Here is a 21,655-nt window from a genome sequence, read left to right as displayed (position 1 = left end):
TCCACTTCCGAAGCTCGTGTGAACAACACGAGCTTTCGCGTATCCAGGGGGGGGAAGATGTACATCGGATACTTTGACGAATTTGGACATAACGGGGCCTACGTTTCCCGCACCGATCCGAGTTTTAAAACTCACCCCGTTTTTGGAATTGGTGGGTTCATTATCCCAGCCGACAATATTCGGCAGCTCTCAGGAGCATTTCGCAGAATTAAAGAACGCGGACTCAAAGCCGAAATTGACGCTAAGGTCATCGCGAAAGGTCGCCTTGTAGAACGCTGGGAAAAGAAAGGGGCCGCGCTTCTGACGACACAGAACGTAAAGAAATACCGTGAAGTCCGAAGCATTTATCGGTCGTATTTTCCGCCCTGAATCGGTCGAATTTTCCGTCTCGTCGGGATTGTGCCGTTAGACGTGTGCCGTTAGTCGGTGGCGCCGGACAGCCCGCGGCGGGCAAGCAGCGGGGCGACGTCCTTGTCGCGGCCGCGCAGCTCGCGGTAGGCCTCGGTGAAGTCGCGGGACGCGCCCTTGGACAGGACGAGGTCGCGGAAGCGCTGGCCGGCGGCGCGGGCGGCGGCATCGGAAGCCTCAGGGCCCGCGGCGTTTTCTTCCTTGAACCAGGAGAAGCCATCGGCGTCGAGGACCTCGGCCCACAGGTAGGAGTAGTAGCCGGCGGAATAGCCGCCGGCGAAGATGTGATTGAAGTACGCGGAGCGGTAGCGCGGCGCGATGTGCGGGTTGTGCAGGCCAGCGTCGTCGAGGGCGGCGCGCTCGAAGGCGTCGATAGACTCTTGGGACGCGGCGATAGCGGCGGCATCGGCAGGCTGGAGGGAGTGCCAGGCGAGGTCGACGATGGAGGCGGCGAGATACTCGACGGTGCCGAAGCCCTGGCCAAAGGTCTGGGCCTCGCGGACCTTGGCGAGCAGCTCGTCCGGGATGACCTCGCCGGTCTCCACGTGGTGGGCGTAGCGCTTGACCATGGCCGGGTCGAGCGCCCAGTTCTCGTTGATCTGGGAGGGGAATTCTACCCAGTCGCGCGGGACGCGGGTGCCGGAGAAGGTGGGGTAGCGCACGTCGGAGAGCAGGCCGTGGAGGGCATGGCCGAACTCATGGAAGACGGTGTGGAGCTCGTCTTGGCTCAGCAGCGGCTGGGAGCCGTCCGCGGGCTTGGTGAGCCCCATTACGTTGACGATGACGGGCTTGGTGCCGAACAGACGCGACTGGCCCACGAACTCGCTCATCCACGCGCCGCCGCGCTTGGAGGGGCGGCCGAAGTAGTCGGTGAGCAGCAGGCCGATGCCGCTATCGCGATCGGCGGTGGGGTCTTGGCCTTCGTCGAAGACCTCCCACACGCGCACGCCCTCGGCGTAGCCTTCGAGGTCTTCGCGCGGGACGACGGTGATGCCGTAGAGGCGGTGGGCCGCCGCGAAGACTCCATCCTCGAGAACGCGGTCGAGAGGGAAGTACTGGCGCAGCTCGTCCTCGTCGAGGGAGAAGTCGCGGGCGCGAACCTTGGATTCCCAGTAGGCCCAGTCCGGGGCACCGAAGTCCTCGTTATGCAGGGTGGCTTCCTCGGCGAGCAGCTTCTCTTCGCCGGCGGCGTTGGCCCCGGCGGCGGGTGCGAGCTCGACGAGCATGCGGCGGGCTGCCTCGGCGGTCTGCGCGGTCTCTTCGGCGATGACGTAATCGGCATGTGTGGGGTAGCCCAGCAGCTGCGCGCGCTCGGCGCGCAGGCGCACCATCTCCGTGAGCACGTCCAGGTTATTCTCGCTGCCGCGGGCGCGCGAGGCCTCGTAGACCTTGGCGCGGGCAGCGGGATTTGCCAGGCGCGCGAGCTCAGATTGCACGGTGGGCAGCTCGAGCGGGAGCACGTAACCGCCCTGGCCGACCTCGTTGGCGTAGGCCTTGGCGGCCTCGATGCGACCGGCGGGCAGGCCCTTGAGCTCTTCCGCGCTGTCGAAGTGCACGGCGCGCTCGCGGGTGGACGCCATGAGGTTGCGGCCGAACTCCTCGGAGAGCGCCGAGAGACGCTGGTTAATGGTGGAGAGCTGCTCTTTCTCTGCTGCGCCGAGGTCCGCGCCCTGGCGCGCAAAAGTCCGCAGCAGGTGCGTGTGGAGGCGTTGCGACTCCTCGTCGGCCGGCGGGGTCGCCTCTTTGAGGCGAGCGTAGAGGACCTCATTCTGGTAGATCGCATCCGAATGCGCGGCGACCTGCGGCCAGACCTCCGCGGCGATCTCTTCCATCTCGTCCGTGACATCCGTGCCCGACAGGTTGCCGAAGATGGAAAGCACGCGCTCCAAATCCTGACCAGCGCGCTCGAGGGCCTCGACGGTGTTTTCCCATGTCGGGTCGGCCGTGTTGTCGACGATGGCCTTAATCTCTTCGTCGTGGCGGGAGAGTGCCTCGGCGATGGCGGGACGGAAGTGTTCGACCTTGATCTCCGCAAACGGTGGGAACTGGTACGGGAGCGTGGAAGGAGAAAGAAGCGGATTAGTCATGCGACTAATCTACCGATCTCCCCCGTGCCGCCGGCAGGGAAATCCCCTAAAACAGGAGCTGGTCCGGCCAAGGGAGTTCGACCGTGCGGTCCTCGAAAGGAGCGACCTCGAGCTCAACGGGAACACCGTCCGCGATGTGAAGCAGCACCATAGCCCCAGGGCAATCGGCGGTGAGCACGTAACTGGAGCCTTGCGGGACGGCCTTGCCGTTGGCGTCGCGACGCGGCTCCGGCGGCTCTTCACCCGCCGTGAGGTAGACCGTGGGGCACGTGCCACATCCACAGTGCTTGTACACCTTGAGCTCCGGCACGCGTGCAGCAATGGCCTCGCGCTGCTGCGTGCTCAAAGAATGCATGGGGTCCGAGGCATGCGCCAGCATGGCGTAGACGACGTCGGATTCAGAAGTGAAGAGGGGACGCATGATTATGCCTTTCGTCGGGGCGACAGAATCCATACCCTAACAGGGCCCCCTCGACATAGGTTGGTGCGTGCGGTGTGCGGCAGGGACGTGACCGTTAGAAGAGGAAGCTTCTGCGCCAGAAGCAAGAAACAGGCAAAGAATTGGATTTTTGCATATATCTAGGTCGTGGACTCGGGGTTGCCGTGAAAACAGCGAATTAAGGCCAAAATCGAGGCTTGTGGGGTTAATGAAGCAAGAAAGTGATGAGACAAGAAGAGAAGTAAGAAAAGAAGTACGGTGTGTTGCAGTCGTGGAGGCCAGGTTAATTAACGCTGCTGGCCCAAAAGGGAACGTAGCGCAACGATCGGGCGCCTGCCGTGCGATCATAGGGCTTGATGAGTCCAGCATCTTCAGTGGCCTTGATGAGCCGTGTGGTTTGCCCCGCTTGAGAGTCTTTGAGACCGAAGCGTCAGCGTACGGATGAGTTTGTGACCGGACGGTTCTCTAAAACGTTGAGACATGCATGTTGGTAGACGGCCTCTTCCTTTTCCTCCTGGCTCATTAGGGCGAAGGGTCGGTACGCGCTCAGTGTCACGGTTGTTGCGCCGTTCGTGCGGATGAGTGCGGGCGGGAAGTGCGCGGCCTCGAGTGACTCGACGATACGGTCCCATCCGCTGCCGCGCTTCTCTACGAACTTAGCAACCCGCAGCGCTTCGCCGAGGTGCGGATTGCGGGTCACAGAAGTTGAGTCGATGAAGCGTTGCGGGCTAACAAGTGGGGCTCCAGGATTGCTCACGTCGACGTGATCGCTGAAGATCTCGATGGTTAACGAGCTGCCGCGTGCCTCAAGGTCTTGGTGCATGAGAGCATTAGCGAGGACCTCACGAAAAGCCACGGTGGGGAGGACAGGGGTTTCAACGCGGGACCGCTGGTGTCGATAGATTCTCCACCGGGCCGGATCGTGGCGAAGAGCTCCATAATGCGTGGGAATCCGAGAGCGTAGCCCTCGTTGATAGTCCATTCACGGAGGATGTTGGTGCGTGACGAGTCGCGAAAATGCATGACCCGCGGGACGAGGGAGTGGAAGAAGGGGAACGCGGAGATGGAGCGGGCGTACATGAGCGCCGATCATGCCGGGATGCACCATCCTAGTTCGTGAGAATAAACCGCGTACTCAACACACTTGAGAAACTCAACGCACAAATCATTTTCTACGGCCAAGAAAAGCCACGGGGCACCAACGAAGATACTGGCGAAGACGAACGATCACGTTATGACCACGCCATGAAACAACTTATTCGGTGTGTCAATTGGTCGCTAGCTGAAAACCAACGGCATCTCATGGTGCTCGACAAGCAGGGGCCCAAAGAACGTATGGATATCTTCGCATCAAGCGCCGCGTTTATGTTCTCCCACCAAGATGCAGACAAACTCCTTGAACCACCGCTCGAAGTAGAAAGCCATCTTTACCAAACAGTTCAGTGCGCAGATTGGATCTGTGCCCTACTTGGAAGAATTTCAGCCTACAAATATGACCCAGATTTCAAGGATTTCGACTGGGCAATCAAGTATTTCGGAAACCGACTAGCCCATGCGAGTAGTCCCCACAGCAAGATTCGGGCTGCAGGGACAGGTCGGGACGTTTATGCGAATCATCTTGGCAGCTACCGCAGTTGTTTTCCAAAACCGAAATCCCCATGAGTCCTACCGATATGGAAGCTCTGGAGAAAAAGTTCAACGGTTAATTCTCTATTTTCTGAAGCGCCGGTTTAAACCGTTAGGCGGCCGCTCAACGCGCGCGAAAGCGTCAGCTCATCGACGAACTCAAGGTCGCCACCCAGCGGCATGCCGGAGGCCAGGCGCGTGATCTTCAGTCCCGGGAAGTCTCGTAGCAGGCGCACGAGGTAGGCCGCGGTGGCCTCGCCCTCGGTGTTGGGATCGGTAGCGAGGATGACCTCAGTGATGTCCGGGGAGTCGTCGTAAAGCGGCTCCTCCGGGGTGGAGTCCACCAGCTCTCGGTCCGGTAGCACGCCGCCGAGGCGCTGGAGTAGTTGCGAGATGTTGAGGTCCTTCGGGCCCACGTTCGCCAACGGATCGAGTGCGCCGCCGAGCACGTGATAGCGGCCATCATATTCGCCGGTGCGCTCGATGACCTGAATGTCCTTGGGCTCTTCCACCACGCAGATGGTGGAGGCATCGCGCTGCGAATTGATACAAATGCGGCAGACTTCCTCGCGCGAAATATTGCAGCAGATGCGGCAGAAGGTCACCCCATCACGCACTGCTCCCAGCGCCTTCTGGAGGCGGTCAATCTCCTCTGGATCTTGATGCAGTACGTGGAAGGAGATGCGTTGCGCTGACTTCGGGCCAATACCCGGCAGGCGCGAGAACTCATCGATGAGATCCTGCAGAGGTCCTTCAAACACGCAATGCTCCCCTCACTCAACAATCCCCTCAGCCCTAGCGGCTGGAGACACAACAAAAGGCCGCGCTGCTCTCCACGAAGAGAGCAACCACGGCCTTTAAGTCTAACGCGCGGCTTACTGGTTGCCGCCGAAGACATCCTGGAAGGACGGACCGTCGTAGTTCTGCTGGGACTGGCCCATCCCCTGGGACAACGGGCCAATCTTCTCCTGCGCCAGGCGGCCAGCAGCAGCGTGGGCCTCCTTGAAGGCGCCAACGATGAGGTCCTGGAGGGTATCGATATCCTCCGGGTCGACCACAGACTTATCGATGGTAACGTTCTGCAACTCAGCGCCGCCGGTCATCGTGACCTTCACCAGGCCATTGCCAGCGCTGCCCTCAACGGTGGCGGCCAGGATTTCCTTTTGAGCCTTCTCCAGCTCAGCCTGGACGCGGGCGGCCTGCGCCAGGATCTCGTTCATGTCATTTGCCTGCTGCATCGGGTCGTTCTCAGTCATGCTAAAAAATCCTTTCACACGATTATTTTCGCTACGCGCCAAGTGTACAGATGCCACGCTAGAGCCGCCGCGCTCCCAACTCCTGTGCGAGGAGCTCCATCGCGACTTCCGTGGCATTGCGGTGGTCCATCTCGCCGGCGTTCTGCGCGGCCTCCATCATCTCGCGCTCCTCATCCGCCCGGGTATATTCCGGCTGCGGAGCGGGAGCTTGCTGAGGCGCAGACTGTTGCGGCGCGGCAGGCGCTTGGCCTGCGCTTTCCGGCGACCCACTCGCCCCTGCCGGCGGACCGTACTCCTCCGGTGGTGCTTCGAATTCGCCATCCTCCGGGCCTGGCTCCGGCGGCAGCGGAACGCCGTTGCCAAACTTGGGAACCTTGGAAAACTCTTCATCCCGCTGGGCCGCTACTTGGCTCGCTTGCGCGATGCGTGATCGCCATTGGCTACCACGGGCCTCCCTCTTTGGGGGCACCGTCGCCCCGCGTGGGGCGACGTCCGGTCGCTGCGGTTCTGCCGGCGGCTGCGACTCATCGGCCTCACGCGACTGCTCCGTCGTCGTTTCAGACGGCGGACCCTGCTGCCCGATCCGGCGCGGCGCACCCCACGGGTCATCGCTAGCGTTGCTGGGTTCCTTCGTCTCGGACTCGCTGGGCTTCTCTGATTCTTCAGATTCTGTTGCGGCCGCGGAAGCTGGCGCAGTTTCGGAAGAGTGCGAATCAGTAGCGTTGTCCGGAGTCTCCGGACTCTCTGCCTCCTCGTCGGGCTCGGCGGCCTCACGTGGCGGTTGGTTGGGATTCCACTGGGTACGCTGAACTGGCTCAGCCACCGTGAAACCGTGGGCCTTCGGGTCGGTGCCGATGACACACGTAACCTTCAGGTTACGGTTGAGCTCCTCCTGAAGAACGGTCACGATGACCTCGTTGGTGCCCGGCGAATTGATACGTTCTGCCAGCGCGCCGGTGGTGTGTCCAAGGACAAGGGTGTCATCACGCACGCCGAGGACACGGGCTTCGGCGAGCATGATTTCAGCGACCTTATTGCGGCGCCCAATCGTCGCCCGCAGGTCAGCCCAACGCCCGCGAATCTCCACGGCTGGCTCCTGAGGCTGCTCGGGCTCAGGATGCTGTTCTTGTGGCTGTCCTTGAGCCTGTTCTTGCCGTTCTTGTTGTTCCGGCTGTTCCGCTTGCTGTGGTTGTTCCTGTTGCTGGCGCTCAGGCTGCGCTGGCTTCGGCTCAGGCTGCACTTCCGGCTGTGCAGGGCGCTCCGGCGCCTGGGGCTGCGTGGCCTCGGGGGCTGGGGTCTGCTGCGCCTGCGGGGCTGCTTCTTGAGTCCTTTCGGGCTGCTGTGATTGCTGCTGTGGTTGCTGTTGCTGTTGCTGAGCCTCGTGCTTTGCTGCCTGGCGGCTGCGGCGCTGCGCGATGATGGCCGCAGCGGCAGCCGCGGGATCCTGGGCGCTGGCGACTGCAGATTGCTGGCGCTGTGCAGGCGCGGTGGACTGCCCTGCGGGTGCCGAAGGCTGCACGCCCGTTGCCGCTGACGCGGCATTGGGCAGCTGACCAGAGGCTGCCGCTGCAGGCGCCGAGCCAACGATGAGGTGCGCACACAGGATTTCCAGGAGCAGACGCGGGGACGTCGCGCCACGGAGGGAAGACACGCGCTCGTTGACGGTTTCCGCCAGGTAGGCTAGCTGCGGGCCGGAGAAACGCTGCGCCTGGGCGGTAAGGACCTCCCCGCGGTCAGTCGGCGCAGAGACCAAACCTTCCTCGAGTGCAGAGGGGACGGCCTGCAGGATCATCAAATCCCGCAAACGATCCAAGAGGTCAATGGCGAAGCGACGGGGATCGTGGCCGGCCTCAATGACATCGTCGACAAGCCGGAAGAGCCCAGCCTTATCCTGGTTCGCCAGGGATTCAACCGTGTTATCCAGCAGGCCCACGTCCGTGACACCCAGAAGTGGACGGGCCACATCGTAGGTCAAGCCATCGGGACCCGCGCCCGCCAACAGCTGATCCAGGATGGACAAGGTATCGCGCGGCGAACCCCCGCCGGCCTGGATGACCATGGGGTATACGGTGTCATCCACGTGGACGTTCTCCGAGGCCACGGTGCGCTCCAGCAGCCCCTTCATCGCCGGCGGGGTCAACAGACGGAAGGGGTAGTGGTGGGTACGCGAACGGATGGTGCCGATGATCTTTTCCGGCTCCGTCGTGGCAAAAATGAAGATGACGTGTTCCGGCGGCTCCTCCACCACCTTGAGCAAAGCGTTCGCACCGGAGGCGGAAATCATGTGCGCCTCATCGATGATGAAGATGCGGTAGCGCGATTCCGCCGGCGCGTAGTAGGCGCGATCACGCAACTCACGCATATCCTCGACACCATTGTGAGAGGCGGCGTCGAGCTCCGTGACATCCAAGTTGCCCGGCCCGCCAGGGGCCAGCGAGACGCAAGAGTCACACTGCCCGCACGGCGTTGACGTTGGCCCCTGCTCACAGTTCAGTGAGCGAGCCATGATGCGCGCAGACGACGTCTTTCCGCAGCCACGCGGGCCGGAAAAGAGGTACGCATGGTTAATGCGCCCTGCGTCGAGGGCAGCGGATAAAGGCGTGGTGACCTGCTCTTGGCCTACCACTTCCGCGAAGGTTGCTGGACGATATTTCCGGTAAAGAGCCACGGTTAGTCAGTGTAGCGTTTCATCCCGACACGTCACTCCGAGCGCTGCCAATCCAACAGATCGATGCCCTGCTCCGCCACCGCCTGTTGTAGCGCCGGCACGCCTTCCTCGACGGCATAGGCATACTCGGCGTCGCTCAGCATGAGCAACTGGCACACCAACGTCAGGCGGCCCTCTTCCGCCACCTGCGGGGTCTGGCCGCCCCACAGGTACGGGGCAATGAGCATGCCGTGGCGCACGTTCAAGTGAGCGAAGCGCTCATCGTCTTCGCCAAAGAGTTTGGGCAAGAGCAGGCCCGGTTGCGCGGGCAATAAGCCTGCGGCTTCCGTGAGCAACGCTGCCGCAGCGCTCACTGCGGCAGCCACCTCCACCTGCCCGATGCGGGCGACGGTGAGGAGCTCACAGCGCACGTCGATGCCCTGCGCGGCGTGCGCTAGCCCGGTGTCGACGGCAGCAAACTCACACGTGACGGCGAGGGACTGCTCGCCCTCCAGCGAGGCTAAGCCCAGGCGCTGCCCCTCGACGTTTTTAAACTCGAGGTCAGCCGGGATGATTTGGTCGAGCCAGTAGGCCGTCTCGTCGGAGTTGATTGCCTTATGCCCCCAGCTTCTCCACTGCGGCGAGCAGCACACAGGTAGCCACGCCATCCATGGCTGCCTCGACTTCTTCCTGTGGGGGCAGGGACGGAGCCAGGCGAATGTTGTGGTCCTTGGCGTCCTCGCCGTAAGGGAAGGCAGAGCCGGCCTGAGTCAGGAGGATGCCGGCATCGCGGGCCAGCTCCCACACACGGGTCGCGGTGCCGTCCATCACGTTGAGGGAGATGAAATAGCCACCCTTGGGGTGGGTCCAGTCCGCGATCTCGTGATGGGTGAGATTCTTATCCAGGATGCGCAGAACCGACTCGAACTTCGGCGCCAGCAACGCAGCGTGGCGGCGCATCACCGCGCGCACGCCCTCGGCGGAGCCGAAGAACTCGTAGTGTGCCAGCTGGTTGATCTTGTTCGGACCGATTCCGCGAATGCCGGCGTGCTCCAGGTACCACTCGAGGTTGTCCTCCGAGGAGCCGAAGAAGCTCACGCCGGAGCCAGCGAAGGTAATCTTCGACGAAGAAGACATGGCCCAGAAACGGTCCGGGTTTCCTTCCTGTTCTGCAATCTCCAGGATCGGCAGAATCTCCGGGAAGTCCTCAGTCAGCGTGTGCACGGCATAAGCGTTGTCCCACACGATGCGGAAGTCCGGTGCGCCGGTCTCCATCGCTGCAAGGCGGCGGGTCTTCTCTTCAGAGATGACAGCGCCCGACGGGTTGGAGAACATCGGCACTACCCACATGCCCTTTACTTGCGGGTCCTTGGCCAGCTCCTCGACTGCTTCAATGTCCGGGCCGTCTTCTTCCATCGGCACCGAAATCAGCTCGAAGCCGAAGGACTCCGTGATGGCGAAGTGACGGTCATATCCTGGGGTAGGGCAGATCCACTTGATGGTCTCTTCCTTGGACCACGGCTTCTCAGAGCTGTTAGTACCGAAGGTGTAAGCCCACAGGATGAGGTCGTACATGATGTTCAGGGAGGAAGAATCCGCCGCGATGAGGAGCTCTGGGTCCATATTGGTGAGCTTGCCCCACAGATCGCGCAGCTCCTTGATGCCCTTTTGGTTGCCGTAGTTGCGCAGGTCATTACCCGCGGCATCGGTGTAGTGACCACGCCCCGGCAGGACGAGCAGATCGTTGGACAGGTCAAGCTGGGCCTTGGACGGCTTTCCTCGGGTCAAGTCAAGATCCAAACCCTCAGCCTTGAGGGCCTCGTAGTCCTTGCGTACCTGCGCGGCAAGCTCATCAAGCTCGGACTTTTCAAGATTAAGAAGAGACATCCGTCTTCCTTCCGGGACGTAGTGCGGGCATATGGCAACCATACTAACGCCCCGTCACATCCCCCGTGTGAAAGCACACAAATAAAAAGGGGACCCCGCGCACCCGCCAGAGCCTCCTGACCCTTGCTGCATTCCTGCCCTGGGGGAGTTCAGAGGATGGACGCCACGCGGAATCCTGCGGTCTAGCCTAGCGCGCCTTGCGTGCCGACGCCAAACCGCTCCCCCACCACCCAGCTCCCACTCCGCTTTCCAGCCCGGCCTACATCTCAACCGCCTCACATCCCCAAGTTCTTCGCGCTGACCTGGCGATTTTGCTTCATTAGGGGGCTCATGTAATGTTTTCCAGCGGAGGATTCGACTAGCGGCCTATGTCACACGCCTGGAACGCGTGCGGGAGTCACATCCCTCAGGGGTTCAAATCCCCTATCCTCCGCCATTGGGAAGTCCCCCGGATGTCATCATCCGGGGGACTTCTTCTTTATCTCGAAGCCAACCCGTTTCACCACGTATAGAACTCCAGAATGTTTCCGTCTGGATCCGAAATGTAGGCGGAATAAGAACCCCATGGCATTTTCTTGGGTGAGGCAGAAGCCTCACGATAGGAATCTGGAAGTTGGCTCCAGTACTCGTCGACGTCCTCGACAGAGAATTGGATTACGGCTCCGCCGGGGGTTGCCGGACTCGTGTTAGTGGCTGAAGCAAAAACTGAAGAATCGAATACGCCAATTACGCTGTCATCAAACGACACTTCAAAATATCCTTCTTCAGCAGACAATGGCTTTACTTCGGAGTTTGGAAGTTGATGGTAAAACTCCCATGAGGCTTCGATATTGCGGGTCAAGAGTGTCAAATGATCGAATCGCATGATTGGCATAACCTTTCTCGCTGGACCAAAGATTTGTTGCGATTATTCCAAATCCCCTTTGCACGTGTGCGGTTTTAGAAATCGAGGCTAATGGATTCTTCATGCGATGACATGAAGCCTTCAAGCAAAGGAACCAAAGTAAAGGCACCATTTGCGGGGATCGATCCGAAAAACCCCTAGTGATTGCATGCTAATCTTTGCATAAGGTGTCAGTACTTTGGTTCCTTTGCGGCTGGGCACTCGAGCTGGGCACCCCATCGAACGCTCACAGCTGCACACCCCTACTCGAACTCGGGAGCCTCCACGCCGTCTTCCTTAAGCCACTCCACGTGTGGCGGGGTGTTCATGCCCCACTCGGTGCGGGCAAGCAGGAAGGCCTCGTCCACCTCGGTCTCGTCATAGCCGCCATCGCGCAGGTACTGGCGGAACCCGTTGGGGCCCGGTTCTTTGATCCACAGCCACACGTAGTCATCCAGCGTGCTATCACCCAGGATGTCCTCCATGCCCGTCGGCAGCAGCTCACGCCCGGCGCGCACGCGCTCTTCTAGATCCTCTTCGAAGAAGTCGTAGAGGTAATCCAGGCCGTCTTCCAGCTGGGCATACTCAAAGGCTTCCATGCTGCTCCGATCTACACCGTTCCATCCCAGACAAAGGGCTTCCGTGAAAGCTTATCGGGGATAAAGCGTTCGAGGAGGTCCGCGGCGGTGCTAATCCCCTCGGCGTCATAGCCCAGCGAGCGCGCGAGTAGGCGAATCACATCGCCCATCTCCCGCCCTGGCTCCGCGAGTAACTGGCGGAGAGTCACTGCCCCATCGCGCTTCGACAGACGGACGTTATTCGAGTTGAGCACGAGCGGAACGTGGACAAACTCCGGCTCCGGATAGCCCAGTAGGTGTGCCAAATACGCCTGGCGCGGGGCGGAAGACAACAAGTCATCACCGCGGACTACCTGATCCACGCCCTGGAAGGCATCGTCAACAACAACCGCCAGGTTATAGGCCCAGTCCATACCCTGATTCGGATCAGCCGGAGGCTGCCCGCCGCGGCGCAGGATGAAATCATCGACCTCACCGGTGTACTCGCCGGCGAGGGCATCGTGGATGGAGAAGGAGGAGACGTCGGCACGCAGGCGTATGGCAGGCACGCGGTTCTGGGCGACGAGCTCGGCGCGTTTGGCGGCCCGTTCATCGTCGCTAAGCGCGCGGCACGTTCCCGGGTACTGCCCCGGAATGGCATGTGGGGCGCGGGAGGCTTCCTGGATGTCTTTGCGCGAGCAGTAGCACTCGTAGGTGGGCAGCTGGGCCAAGGCCGCCTCATAAGCCGCATAACGATCCTGCTGGTAGATGACCTCCCCATCCCAGTCCAGGCCGAGCGCGGCGAGGTCCTCCAACTGGCGCTGCGCCGACTCCCGGGAGGAGCGCTGCGTGTCAATGTCTTCCACGCGCATGAGGAAACGGCGCCCGCTGCTCCTAGCGTAGAGCCAGGCCAGTAGCGCCGTGCGAAGGTTACCCAGATGCAGATCGCCGGACGGGCTCGGGGCGTAGCGCCCGGCGGGGCTGAGAGATTCCATGCCCACCAGTCTACGAGGAGGCCCGCGCGCGTCGGAGTCCTCTACTAGAATCTCCCCCATGGCTTCTGACGCGACGTATCCCCTGCTCGATTCTGCCGACGCCGAGCGCATGCTCGCCTATGCGCGCGCCCAGGCGCCGGGGCTTTCTCTTCCCACCGTTGAGTCCGCCCACATTGATAAGCAGATCGACCGCGTGCTATCCGATGACGCATTCCTAGGCTGTGCAGAGGATGCCGTCCCTGCGGCCCACTACCTGGAGGCGCGGGAGACACTTCGCGTGGCTGCTGGCACCATCGAGAACATCGACGATTCCCTCACCATTGCCTCGATTGGAGCGCTGACCGGGCAGCCGTCTCTCGTAGCTACTGGCTATACGCGTGTGGCCCGCGCATGGTTGGACAACGACAACACCGAAGAAGCAGAGAAATTTGCGGCCAAGGCAGCAGCGGCTGGTGACGACACTGCGCTGGGCGAGATCGCCGCAGCCCGCACCGCGACCAGCCACAAGGATTTCTCCGAGTCCGCCCCCGCTAGCGAAAATGCATCAATCAGCCCCGACAGCACGACGTCGCTCTCGGATCTGCAGGAGCTTCTGGATTTCGCAAAGAACGGCGATGCGAAGGCGCATGCGGCCGACTTCGTGGCTGTCAACGATGCTGTGACCGGAGGCAAATTCGACGGAGCGGGTGCCACGATGGCCGCAATCCTTCAAGCCATCCTCGAATCGGCCGTGGGCGCACTCTGGACATCTAACTCTGCCGCCGACTGTGAGCGCGTAGCTGCGCAGTCCTTCACCATCCTCTCCAACGCACGCAGCGACGAGGATTACCAGCAGCTCCCAGCGCCCATGCTGGCCCGCTTCTACAGCGATGCCGCACAACACTCCCCTGACGATGTAGAGCAGCGCGTAGCCTGCTTTGCCGCCGCTGCCCGCGAGTACCAACGTTGCGGCGACCTGGACGGTGAGCTGCACGCCCTCCTCAAGACCGTAGCCCTCGATGTTCGCCACCGCGATCCGGAGGAAGCCTACGACATCCTGGCCTCACGCTATGTGGACTCCACGAAGCTCAAGAGCCTCCCCGTAGCCGCCAAATGGACCATTCTGTATTCCGAGAGCCTGCGCACGCAGGCTCAGGACATGTTCAAATCCACCCAGGTGTTGCTCGACTTCTTGGAGAAGCACCCCGCTTCCCAGGCCACGACGCCGTCGGAGCAAAACGCCATGGCAGAGGTAGCCGAGCTTCTTGGGGATCGCTACACCGCCGCCAACGCGGCAGACCGCGCGCGCAACATGTATCACTTTGCGTTTAATCTGTTTGCCGCAGCGGGCAATTCCCGCGCGCTCGAGGAGCTGCGCAAGAAGGCCTAGGTTTGTGGCGTTTGTCCACCGAACCACTGCCGGTTCGCCGGCAACCACAGCAGAACGATGACTGCCGCGGAGACGATCGACGCGGGCATCACCGAACTCAGTGGAATGAGCAATACCACGATGGCGCTGATAGCGGTCAAGGCAATCCGCGCCGACTGCTGCGCGTGCAGCACATAGGTCGTGATGACACACACGAGAAGGACCAGCACGCCCAGCAGCACGCCGAGCTCCGTGGAGAGCTGGTCCGTGCGGCTTACCGCCGCCGGGCTGTTTTCAAAGGCCACGAGCCGGCAGATGTTGTAGACGGCGTAGCTGGTGATGAAGATCTCCAGCACCGCTGCGACCTTCAGCGGCCACGGTGCCCACTGTGCCTTCATATCGGCGGCGCGGCGGGCCTGGCGGACGGTGTCGCTGACCTGCCCATAGCGATAGTCCGGCGCGGTCCCGGCAGGCGGGCCAGGCGGTGGTGTTCCTGAGGACTGCGGGCTGCCGAAGGTCATGAGACGTCCTGCACAAAAACGCCGCGGCGACTGAGCAGCCAGCGGATGGGATCCAGCACGCGATAGGGTGCAATGCCGCTGCGCGCCAGCTGGCGGCCCGTCGGGGCCTCCCCCAAGGCGGAGACCACGAAGAAGCTGCCATCGCGCGGCGCGGCTGAATAGAGCTTGTTGATCAGGTCATTAGCACCCAAGAAGCGCAAGAGCGATTCCGCTTCGAGGTGAACCATCCAACGGTCCGAATCGCGGAAATTCCACCCGGTGTCGCGGCGGAAGGCAGCACCGCGGTTGGCCATGAGCTTCTTCCACCGCACGTCATCCACCTGCTCTAGCTTCTGCACCGTGTCAAACTTCGAGATGGTCACCGCGAGCGGCGGCGGGGTATCCGTATCGAGCAAATCCAGCAGGTTATCCAGGACCCGCAAAGAGTCCGCGCCCAGCTCACCAATGTTGGGAATCAGGCCGTGGATAAAATCCTGAATCTGCTGCACGCGGAGCGGATCGAAAAGGAAAATCACCAAATCCGCGTGCGAGAAGAACGCCAGGTTCTCCCGGTCCGCCTCGTTTTCCGGAGGGTTCTCCAAGTCCTCGCCCGCCACGTCACGGAAGACCAGGTAATTCATGCGCTCGCGGCCCTGCTCATCCGGCCACTTACCGAGTTCAAAAATCAGCGGATCGCGCTGGTAGGCGTCGGTAGCCACCGCACTTGGTGTGGGGTCCATGGCACGCATCTCCTCAAAGAGCGGCCGCTCATAAACCTCCGCGTAACGCTCGCGCGTGGATTCATCCGCCGCTTGGACGGAGCGATTGTGCTTGTGCGCCAGCTGTTTGAGCTGCTTGATCATCACTGCGGTGTAGAGCGACTTACCGGAGTTACGCGCACCGGCCATGGCCACGCAATGCGTCACGGCGTCGGTCCATCCCTGCGGCAGCTCGCGGTTGGTGTACGGGCTCACCGTCACACCATCCTCGAGCGGTTTAAAGGTCCACGGACAACGTGCCTGGCTCATTAGTTCCTCTCTTTCAGCATGGCGGTGACGCGATCGGTCAGTTCCGAAAGCTCCGTGTTGGCGCCGGTATCGAGCTGCTTGACGACGTCCCCGTCGATCACCGCGTACGCCACATGAGCCGGGGTTCCGTTGATGTGCGCAAGCTCCAGCTCCTGGCGCCCGATGGCGCTCGTGATGAGCACGACGGTGGGAACTTGAGTCTCCAGCATTGAGGCCACGGGCGAATCGGTGACGTAGATGGCGAGCGAGGCCGTGGAAGCCACCGTCGGCCCGCGCCAGGGGCGCTGGCCGACGCGCTCCGCTCCGTTATCGATAACGCCCGCGATGAAGCGCGTGAGCTCGTCTACCTTGTGGGTCTCGATGCTGTCCTGGCCGTCGGTGGCGCGGAAGTGCCGGAAGGCATCGGAGAGCGCATCGATGTATTTGGCGGCCGCCTCAACGATCTTTGGGGTGACGTTGACCTGCATGGAGGCGGAACCATCGACGACCACGGTAACGGCATCGAGGCCAGCGACGTCCAGCTCCGCGCGGCGCATCTTGGAGCGCACCTCGCGGGCGGAGTCGGTAATTCCGGCGCCCTCGGTCGTGCCGAATGCCTCCAGACGGTAGCTGCCGGATTCCGGGGTGACCTCGGCGAGGCGCTCGGCGGAGTCCTCGGCGGCGTCGATAAGCACGCGCGGGAAAGTCACCGAATCGCCGGCGTTGCTCACCGTCAGGCGCACCTCGCTGCGCAGACCAAACGTCCCACCCCGCTTGGGGCGCACGACGACGGTGGCGCGCTCGGACAGGGAGTGCACCATCAGACAGAGGTCGTGGACGCGCACGGCGTCAACGCCCTCCCCCAAGATCGCCAGTTCCATCGAGGCGCCGCCGGTTCCCATCTCGAAGGCTTCGACGCGCAGGATGCCGTCTGAGCCGATGCGGCGGGACTCGCCGTCCCGCAATGTGTATTTAGCCATGACGCTTCTTTCCTTCTCTTACCTTCCGTGGAATCCCGTGTTTCGCCCGTGCTCACCGAGAACGCTGGGAGGTAGTCCTCGGTCTGACCACGCGGTGCGCTGTGCAAAGGGTGTTGGACCCGGTTGCTGCTGCATGGGGGCTGAGTGCTCCCCAAGCAAGCGCGCCGTAGCGTCCAGCAACATGGCGACGCGCCCCGTGGCGTAGCGCTCGCAATGCTCCAGCGCGATGACGCCCGCAAAATGCGTAGCGGTGAGGTACCCAATGTGCTCGAGTTCGCGGTTCTCCCAAGGCTGCAGTGCGTCTTCTGCCAAGAGGTTGAAATCCCGCGGGAAGTAGAAAACCCAGGAGGCAACAATCGCGGACATCAGCAGCTTGTCCATCCCCTCACCCAAGGAGGATTTGTCGAGGTAGGCCAACTGGATTGAGCGACCACGGTTAATATCCAAGTGCTCGATCCACCAGCGCGGATCGAATTCCCTGAGCTTACGTTTTTCCTCCGCAGTAAGCCGAGGAGCGAAAGCATTCAACTCCCTTGAGCATGCATCGCAGCGCGAGACTTCCTCCGCGTCCACTTCAGTTTTTTCAATAGTTACTTCACTAGGTTCAAAGGGATTCTCCATCTTCAAAGCCATATTCTGTGGACCCCTATTGTCTTTCGACAACCGCTCTAGCTCAGCTGCTTCGTGCTCTTCGAATGGAGACTGGTCGAGAATCAAATCGCGTTCTTGATTCGTCCACAGATTTTCATGGTCCGCAGGTGAATTCTGTAATTCACTCTCATATTGCCTTCGCATGGGATCAGGATGCCCTTGACTATTTTCGACAGACACTTGCTTAACCACCATTTTCTATCTCCGTTGAGTATTGCCCGGAAACTTGAATCCCATTAGGCCAAAGGCTTCAGCGCCCTGTTCCCTGGAATTCGAGAAATGCGAGTTCTGTTGAAGGGCTTGGTTGCGGAATCCGTTTTCTCGCTGTGACATCTTGACGACGACATCATTTAGCACTTCCGCGGCCAGACCTTGAGCATGCCGTTCTGATTTTTGTAGTGGAAATACTCCCGAAAAAAGGTCCACTGTGAGATTAACGATGTGTTCCAAATCAGAGCCACTCCACCTTCTTAGAGCATCAAAAGCAAGAAGGTTGAAATAGGGCGGGAAATAAAGCGCCCAGGATGCCACGACCGCAGCCATTAGCCGTTTGTCTAAACCACCAGACAAATCTCTCATATCCAAATACGCAAGCTGAATTGACCGACCAACGTTCGTACCAAGATGCTGAATCCACCAGTACGCATTGAAGTGCACTAAATACTGGTACTCATCTCCGCTCAGCGATGGGACGAAGGCGTTTCCTCCATTGCTTACGGGGCGTGCGTTAGAAGCTACGTCTCTCCCATCAGTGTTTTGCACCTCCTGAGGATTAGCCGAACTATCTGCCGGGTTTTGCGCGATTTCTGAATCAACTGATGAGGCGCCTGCCTGAGCAAATGGGTTCTCCTGCGACGTGCTCGGCTCAGGCGCATCGAGGGGATTCGTCGGAATAGCCGCAGAGCCATGACCCGAGAGCGCAAAAGGTGAGGAGTCTGCAACAGGCGCTCCGAAATCAGCCGGATCCTTGCCCCAGGAATCATCAAAGCTCGGTGTGGTGGCCTGCTCGGGTGTGCTGCTGGCCGCAGCACCCTGCTCAGCCTGCTCCTCCTGTGGCTCCGGGGCCACAGCCTCAGCTTCTTCCGCAGCACGTGCTTCATAAGCGCTGACGTCTGGCAGGGCTTCATCAAGCGCAAACACGACTGGATTGCCGGGGATAGCCGTCTCCGCTAGACGCTGCTTTTCACTCGGCGGCACCACGAGCATGGTGGATGTGCTCAGCGGGAACTCGTTGATGGCAGCTGCCTTCTCAAACGTGGAGAACCCGAAACCGTCCTCTCCCACCTCGCGAGCGGTGGCAGCAATCCACAACGCAGCTTGGTTGTCGGGCGCGACGAGAATAACTAAGCCATTGCGGGAGTTCAACACCGTCGCCATGGCAGAGACCAGCGCGCGGTTGAAGGTTGGGTTCGGGTTCGGGCTCACCGCTTTGAACGGCGCGGGAAGCTTGTCCGGGTGGCGGAACTCCCCATCGAGGAATTCCTCCAGCAGCACATCCGAGTGCAGCGGGCCGCGCGCCGAGATCTCCTCCGGTATCTGCACTTTATCCACCTCATAGATGGAAAAGGGCGCTGGAACGTCAGGAGAAAACAGGACCGTCGCCGGTGCCGGCGGGGTTCCTGTGCGCGAAATCGACGTGTAGGTGAAGACGTTGCCGCCGCGGCCGGTCGCATCCAGCCCGGCAGGGACAGACACCATGGTGACCCACTTTTCAGCCTCAGGAGTCAACGCGAAAACCGCGGTACGGCGAACCAGCTCCGCGCGCTGCTGGGCGGAGGGAAAATCCGGGATCGTCGTGCCGTTGTTGAGCGATGTCGGTACGAAGGACACCAGCTCGGCCAACTCCTCCTGGGTGATATCGCCGGCTTTCTGCCCTACTCCCCAGCCACCGGCGCGGCCGTTGGCGCGGGAGAATGATGCATAGCTAAATGCGCCGCCCATACCTACTGGCCCCCTTGGTAGTACTGGTCCTGGCTGTAATCTAGACCGTAATTCTGCTGGTCATAGCTCTGCTGTTCATACTGTTGCTGACCGTAGTTCTGGTCATAGTGGGGAGCCTGATTCTGCATTGGTGGGTACAGCACCAGCCTGTAGGACACATCGCCTTCCACCACCACGGCTTTATCCAGTGCGCTCAGCGTGGGGGCGGGGTCGCTGTAGCTTTCGGAGAAACTGCTGAAGGCATCCTGCCCGCCGAAGCTATCGAAGGAACTATCAACGTGGCTGTCAAAGCCCTCAACCGCAAAGAGGCGGATAAAGCCCCCGCGCTGGACGTGCTCACCAATTGACACCGTGAAATCCGGATGCTGCCCACGCATCGGACCTAAACCATGAGCAACGTGCGTGGTGCTCTGCAGGTTGGTCTCCACGATGCCAAGCGCCTCGCCGTCTTCGGGGAAAAGCGGCAGACGGTCAGCACGGTAGACCACCTGGCAGGAGAACTGGCGCTTATCACCGTTACCCAAGCTCCAGAGGAACACCCGGACCTGGCCTTGGGAGTAATCGACCTCGAAGTCATACGTCACCGGGCGCAGACCCTCGTACTGAATCACACGTTCTTCTCCCTCGGTGCGCTTACCGGCGAAGACCGCATAGGGCCGCAGCCGCACGGTATCGCCGTGCTGATCCAGGTGCAGGCGGATACCTCCCTGGAGGTCGTAGTCTTCCTCACGAATCTGATCGTGCTCGCGGTTGGTGGAGTACTCCACGGCGGTCGCGCCCTTCGGCCAGTCGAAAGTAACGAGCTGGCTATCCACGCGTTCAATCAGCCGGAACTGGTCATCCTCGATGGACTGCACGCGCTGCAACACCTTGGATTCACCGACCCAGGCATCAGCGTCGTTGAAGTTCACTGGGGTGATATAGACCTCGTACCAATCCGGCGGCCACGGCACCGTCGTGGTTTGGAAGGAGCCCGGCTCAGACACGCCGCGGGTCTCGCTGATAGCACTCGACAACGCACTTTCGACATACGTCTTCGGCACCGCCGACGTACGCAGATCCGCCTGCGGGGCGGTCGGCGTGAGATAGATCTTTACCTCACCGGTCTTGGGCGAATACCAGTCCACCTCAATGGAATCTTGGCCATAGTCGCTGCGCCGCTCGCAGCGTGAAAGCTCCAGTTTTTCAAGCTCGCTAGCCAGCTTCACCGAACGCTGAACGGCAACCTCGTCCTGGCTCTGCTCGGTAGCGCCGTGAAACTCCGCTTGGCCCAGCAGGGAAATGACCACGGTCTGCCCGGCTTCCTGCACCGGAATGGTGGCCTTGCGCCCGCTGCTATCCACGTCTTGTTCGAAGCGCGGTGACAGCTTTTCCTTCTCACTATCCCGGCACGCATAAACCATGGCGCTCGAGTGCCCCGGCAGCAGGTCCCAGGACACTTGGATAGCACCCTTGATAGTGGAAACCTGGACGTTGACCGGTGGGAAAACCACGCCGGTGTCTCCCATAAAGACCGGCTGGCTGTTGATGAGCTCACGAAGGTCCCGGCCCTTGTAGGCCCACACCGCGTAGTGGCGCAGACCTGCCTCGCCCGGGGTGTGGTCACGGTAGGCGGTTCCCTTGGTGTAGACGAGGGTGTCGCCCGCGTCGGGTGAGGCAACCATCTCAGAATCATCGGCTACCACTCGGTAGAAGACGACCTCATCCGGTGTGTGGTCCAGCTCGGGCCACCACAAGCGCACCGGATGGCGCTGGTCGGTGTCCTCTGGAACCGGTTCTGGTTCCACGCCATAGCCAGGCTCTTCTTGAGAATCCTGTTCCGGCTGTGCCTCAAGCGGTACCTCAACCTCGAAGTTGATGCCCGGTGGAACCCAGTCTGGTTCTTGGCGGTACTGATACTCCGCCCGGATACCGAAGCCCGGGATAGTGATGTAGTCCTCTTCGTTGACCTGAGTCTTTTGCTCCTCCTCAGCCTGCAGTGCTTCCCACTCAGCGAAGAAGTCGCGCGGACCTGCTGCCGCAGGCTGTGCCTTCTGTGACTGCTGTGGCTGGGGAAATGCCGGGGCTGCCTCCACTCGTGCCGCTTCTTCTCGCGCCGCGCGCTCGCGCGCGGCACGCTCGGCTTGAGCGGCTTCCTCCCGTGCTGCGCGCTCTCGGACGGCGGCCTCTTCTTGTGCCGCGCGCTCGCGCGCGGCACGTTCACGCGCGGCACGTTCTTCCTGCGTCACCGCAGCGTTGCGCGCCTCCGCGCTCAGCTCCGGATGCGTTACCTCTTCGCCGTTGAACGTGGCGGCGATCTGTTCAGCGAACTGCCTAAACGGTGCTGATACGGCGTCGCGCACATCATCGGCTCTCACGCGCTTGAGCTCGTGGAGCGTCCTCAGCTCACTCAGCGGCACGTCCGCAATCGAAGGTTTCGGGTTGTGTGTCATCAACGTTCCTT

Annotated in this window: 20 protein-coding genes, 1 tRNA gene and 1 other RNA gene; 4 read left to right on the top strand and 18 right to left on the bottom strand. The window is 61.2% G+C overall.

Annotated elements, in window-relative coordinates:
* Positions 1–57 precede the first annotated feature (57 nt).
* A complete protein-coding gene (locus HMPREF3056_RS11630; RefSeq protein WP_141759875.1) occupies positions 58–369 on the top strand; it encodes a DUF3800 domain-containing protein in 312 nt (103 codons plus the stop codon).
* Between the two features lie 50 nt (positions 370–419).
* On the opposite strand, the gene HMPREF3056_RS11625 is transcribed toward HMPREF3056_RS11630, so the two are convergent.
* From HMPREF3056_RS11625 to HMPREF3056_RS11615, 3 genes are all read right to left on the bottom strand, one after another.
* Entirely contained in the window at positions 420–2,495 is a 2,076-nt protein-coding gene (locus HMPREF3056_RS11625) for a M3 family metallopeptidase (RefSeq protein ID WP_070754906.1), read from the bottom strand.
* A gap of 46 nt (positions 2,496–2,541) precedes the next feature.
* Positions 2,542–2,916, bottom strand: coding sequence for a hypothetical protein (locus HMPREF3056_RS11620; protein ID WP_070754905.1), 375 nt, complete (start codon positions 2,914–2,916; stop codon positions 2,542–2,544).
* Between the two features lie 448 nt (positions 2,917–3,364).
* Positions 3,365–3,790, bottom strand: coding sequence for an ATP-binding protein (locus HMPREF3056_RS11615; RefSeq protein WP_070754904.1), 426 nt, complete (start codon positions 3,788–3,790; stop codon positions 3,365–3,367).
* Between the two features lie 260 nt (positions 3,791–4,050).
* Between HMPREF3056_RS11615 and HMPREF3056_RS13215 the strand changes: the two genes are divergently transcribed.
* Positions 4,051–4,596, top strand: coding sequence for a DUF3800 domain-containing protein (locus HMPREF3056_RS13215; RefSeq protein WP_083317825.1), 546 nt, complete (start codon positions 4,051–4,053; stop codon positions 4,594–4,596).
* Between the two features lie 68 nt (positions 4,597–4,664).
* Here HMPREF3056_RS13215 and HMPREF3056_RS11610 read toward each other — a convergent pair whose 3' ends face one another.
* The 6 genes from HMPREF3056_RS11610 to ffs form a co-directional block, all read right to left on the bottom strand.
* Complete coding sequence (locus HMPREF3056_RS11610; RefSeq protein WP_070754903.1) at positions 4,665–5,321, bottom strand: recombination mediator RecR; 657 nt, start codon at positions 5,319–5,321, stop codon at positions 4,665–4,667.
* A gap of 114 nt (positions 5,322–5,435) precedes the next feature.
* Entirely contained in the window at positions 5,436–5,816 is a 381-nt protein-coding gene (locus HMPREF3056_RS11605; RefSeq protein ID WP_070754902.1) for a YbaB/EbfC family nucleoid-associated protein, read from the bottom strand.
* Between the two features lie 58 nt (positions 5,817–5,874).
* Positions 5,875–8,484: a DNA polymerase III subunit gamma and tau gene (locus tag HMPREF3056_RS11600; protein ID WP_083317824.1), complete on the bottom strand. Its 2,610-nt coding sequence runs from the start codon at positions 8,482–8,484 to the stop codon at positions 5,875–5,877.
* A 32-nt stretch (positions 8,485–8,516) separates the two neighbouring features.
* The gene (locus HMPREF3056_RS11595) at positions 8,517–9,131 is read right to left on the bottom strand and encodes a suppressor of fused domain protein (protein ID WP_246822523.1); all 615 of its coding nucleotides are present in this window, start codon (positions 9,129–9,131) and stop codon (positions 8,517–8,519) included.
* Entirely contained in the window at positions 9,079–10,350 is a 1,272-nt protein-coding gene (locus tag HMPREF3056_RS11590; RefSeq protein ID WP_070754900.1) for an aspartate aminotransferase type Ic, read from the bottom strand. Before HMPREF3056_RS11590 ends, HMPREF3056_RS11595 begins: the two co-directional genes overlap by 53 nt.
* Positions 10,351–10,431: 81 nt before the next feature.
* Positions 10,432–10,530, bottom strand: an RNA gene (gene ffs / locus HMPREF3056_RS11585) — signal recognition particle sRNA small type.
* A gap of 167 nt (positions 10,531–10,697) precedes the next feature.
* On the opposite strand from ffs, the gene HMPREF3056_RS11580 reads away from it, so the two are divergent.
* A tRNA-Ser gene (locus HMPREF3056_RS11580) sits at positions 10,698–10,786 on the top strand.
* 63 nt (positions 10,787–10,849) lie between these two features.
* Here HMPREF3056_RS11580 and HMPREF3056_RS11575 read toward each other — a convergent pair.
* From HMPREF3056_RS11575 to gluQRS, 3 genes are all read right to left on the bottom strand, one after another.
* Positions 10,850–11,215 (bottom strand): VOC family protein, encoded by a 366-nt coding sequence (locus tag HMPREF3056_RS11575; RefSeq protein ID WP_168167380.1) that lies wholly within the window; start codon positions 11,213–11,215, stop codon positions 10,850–10,852.
* Between the two features lie 281 nt (positions 11,216–11,496).
* Positions 11,497–11,832: a hypothetical protein gene (locus HMPREF3056_RS11570; protein WP_070754896.1), complete on the bottom strand. Its 336-nt coding sequence runs from the start codon at positions 11,830–11,832 to the stop codon at positions 11,497–11,499.
* A gap of 11 nt (positions 11,833–11,843) precedes the next feature.
* Positions 11,844–12,785: a tRNA glutamyl-Q(34) synthetase GluQRS gene (gene gluQRS, locus HMPREF3056_RS11565; protein WP_070754920.1), complete on the bottom strand. Its 942-nt coding sequence runs from the start codon at positions 12,783–12,785 to the stop codon at positions 11,844–11,846.
* Between the two features lie 58 nt (positions 12,786–12,843).
* Here gluQRS and HMPREF3056_RS11560 point away from each other — a divergent pair, with 58 nt between their 5' ends.
* Positions 12,844–14,154, top strand: a complete 1,311-nt coding sequence (locus tag HMPREF3056_RS11560) for a hypothetical protein (RefSeq protein ID WP_070754894.1) — start codon at positions 12,844–12,846, stop codon at positions 14,152–14,154.
* On the opposite strand, the gene HMPREF3056_RS11555 is transcribed toward HMPREF3056_RS11560, so the two are convergent.
* The 6 genes from HMPREF3056_RS11555 to HMPREF3056_RS11530 are packed head-to-tail and all read right to left on the bottom strand — an operon-like array spanning position 14,151 to position 21,644.
* Positions 14,151–14,654: a hypothetical protein gene (locus HMPREF3056_RS11555; protein ID WP_070679265.1), complete on the bottom strand. Its 504-nt coding sequence runs from the start codon at positions 14,652–14,654 to the stop codon at positions 14,151–14,153. The two genes, HMPREF3056_RS11560 and HMPREF3056_RS11555, sit on opposite strands and share 4 nt — an antisense overlap.
* Positions 14,651–15,661, bottom strand: a complete 1,011-nt coding sequence (locus HMPREF3056_RS11550; RefSeq protein WP_046648844.1) for a TRAFAC clade GTPase domain-containing protein — start codon at positions 15,659–15,661, stop codon at positions 14,651–14,653. The genes HMPREF3056_RS11555 and HMPREF3056_RS11550 overlap by 4 nt, the downstream gene beginning before the upstream one ends.
* Positions 15,661–16,620: a hypothetical protein gene (locus HMPREF3056_RS11545; protein WP_070754892.1), complete on the bottom strand. Its 960-nt coding sequence runs from the start codon at positions 16,618–16,620 to the stop codon at positions 15,661–15,663. The genes HMPREF3056_RS11550 and HMPREF3056_RS11545 overlap by 1 nt, the downstream gene beginning before the upstream one ends.
* 18 nt (positions 16,621–16,638) lie before the next feature.
* On the bottom strand, positions 16,639–17,466 hold the full coding sequence (locus HMPREF3056_RS13830) for a hypothetical protein (protein ID WP_070754890.1): 828 nt from the start codon (positions 17,464–17,466) through the stop codon (positions 16,639–16,641).
* Between the two features lie 3 nt (positions 17,467–17,469).
* Positions 17,470–19,212, bottom strand: coding sequence for a GAP1-N2 domain-containing protein (locus HMPREF3056_RS11535; protein WP_246822522.1), 1,743 nt, complete (start codon positions 19,210–19,212; stop codon positions 17,470–17,472).
* A 2-nt stretch (positions 19,213–19,214) separates the two neighbouring features.
* Positions 19,215–21,644, bottom strand: coding sequence for a SaeA-related protein (locus HMPREF3056_RS11530; RefSeq protein ID WP_070754888.1), 2,430 nt, complete (start codon positions 21,642–21,644; stop codon positions 19,215–19,217).
* Between the last annotated feature and the right edge of the window lie 11 nt (positions 21,645–21,655).

Origin of the sequence: Corynebacterium sp. HMSC056F09, assembly GCF_001815785.1 — a bacterium.
In the GTDB taxonomy this organism is placed as follows: domain Bacteria; phylum Actinomycetota; class Actinomycetes; order Mycobacteriales; family Mycobacteriaceae; genus Corynebacterium; species Corynebacterium hiratae.
The sequence above is the reverse complement of the archived record's forward strand: the minus strand, read 5'-3'. Positions and strand labels throughout refer to the sequence as shown.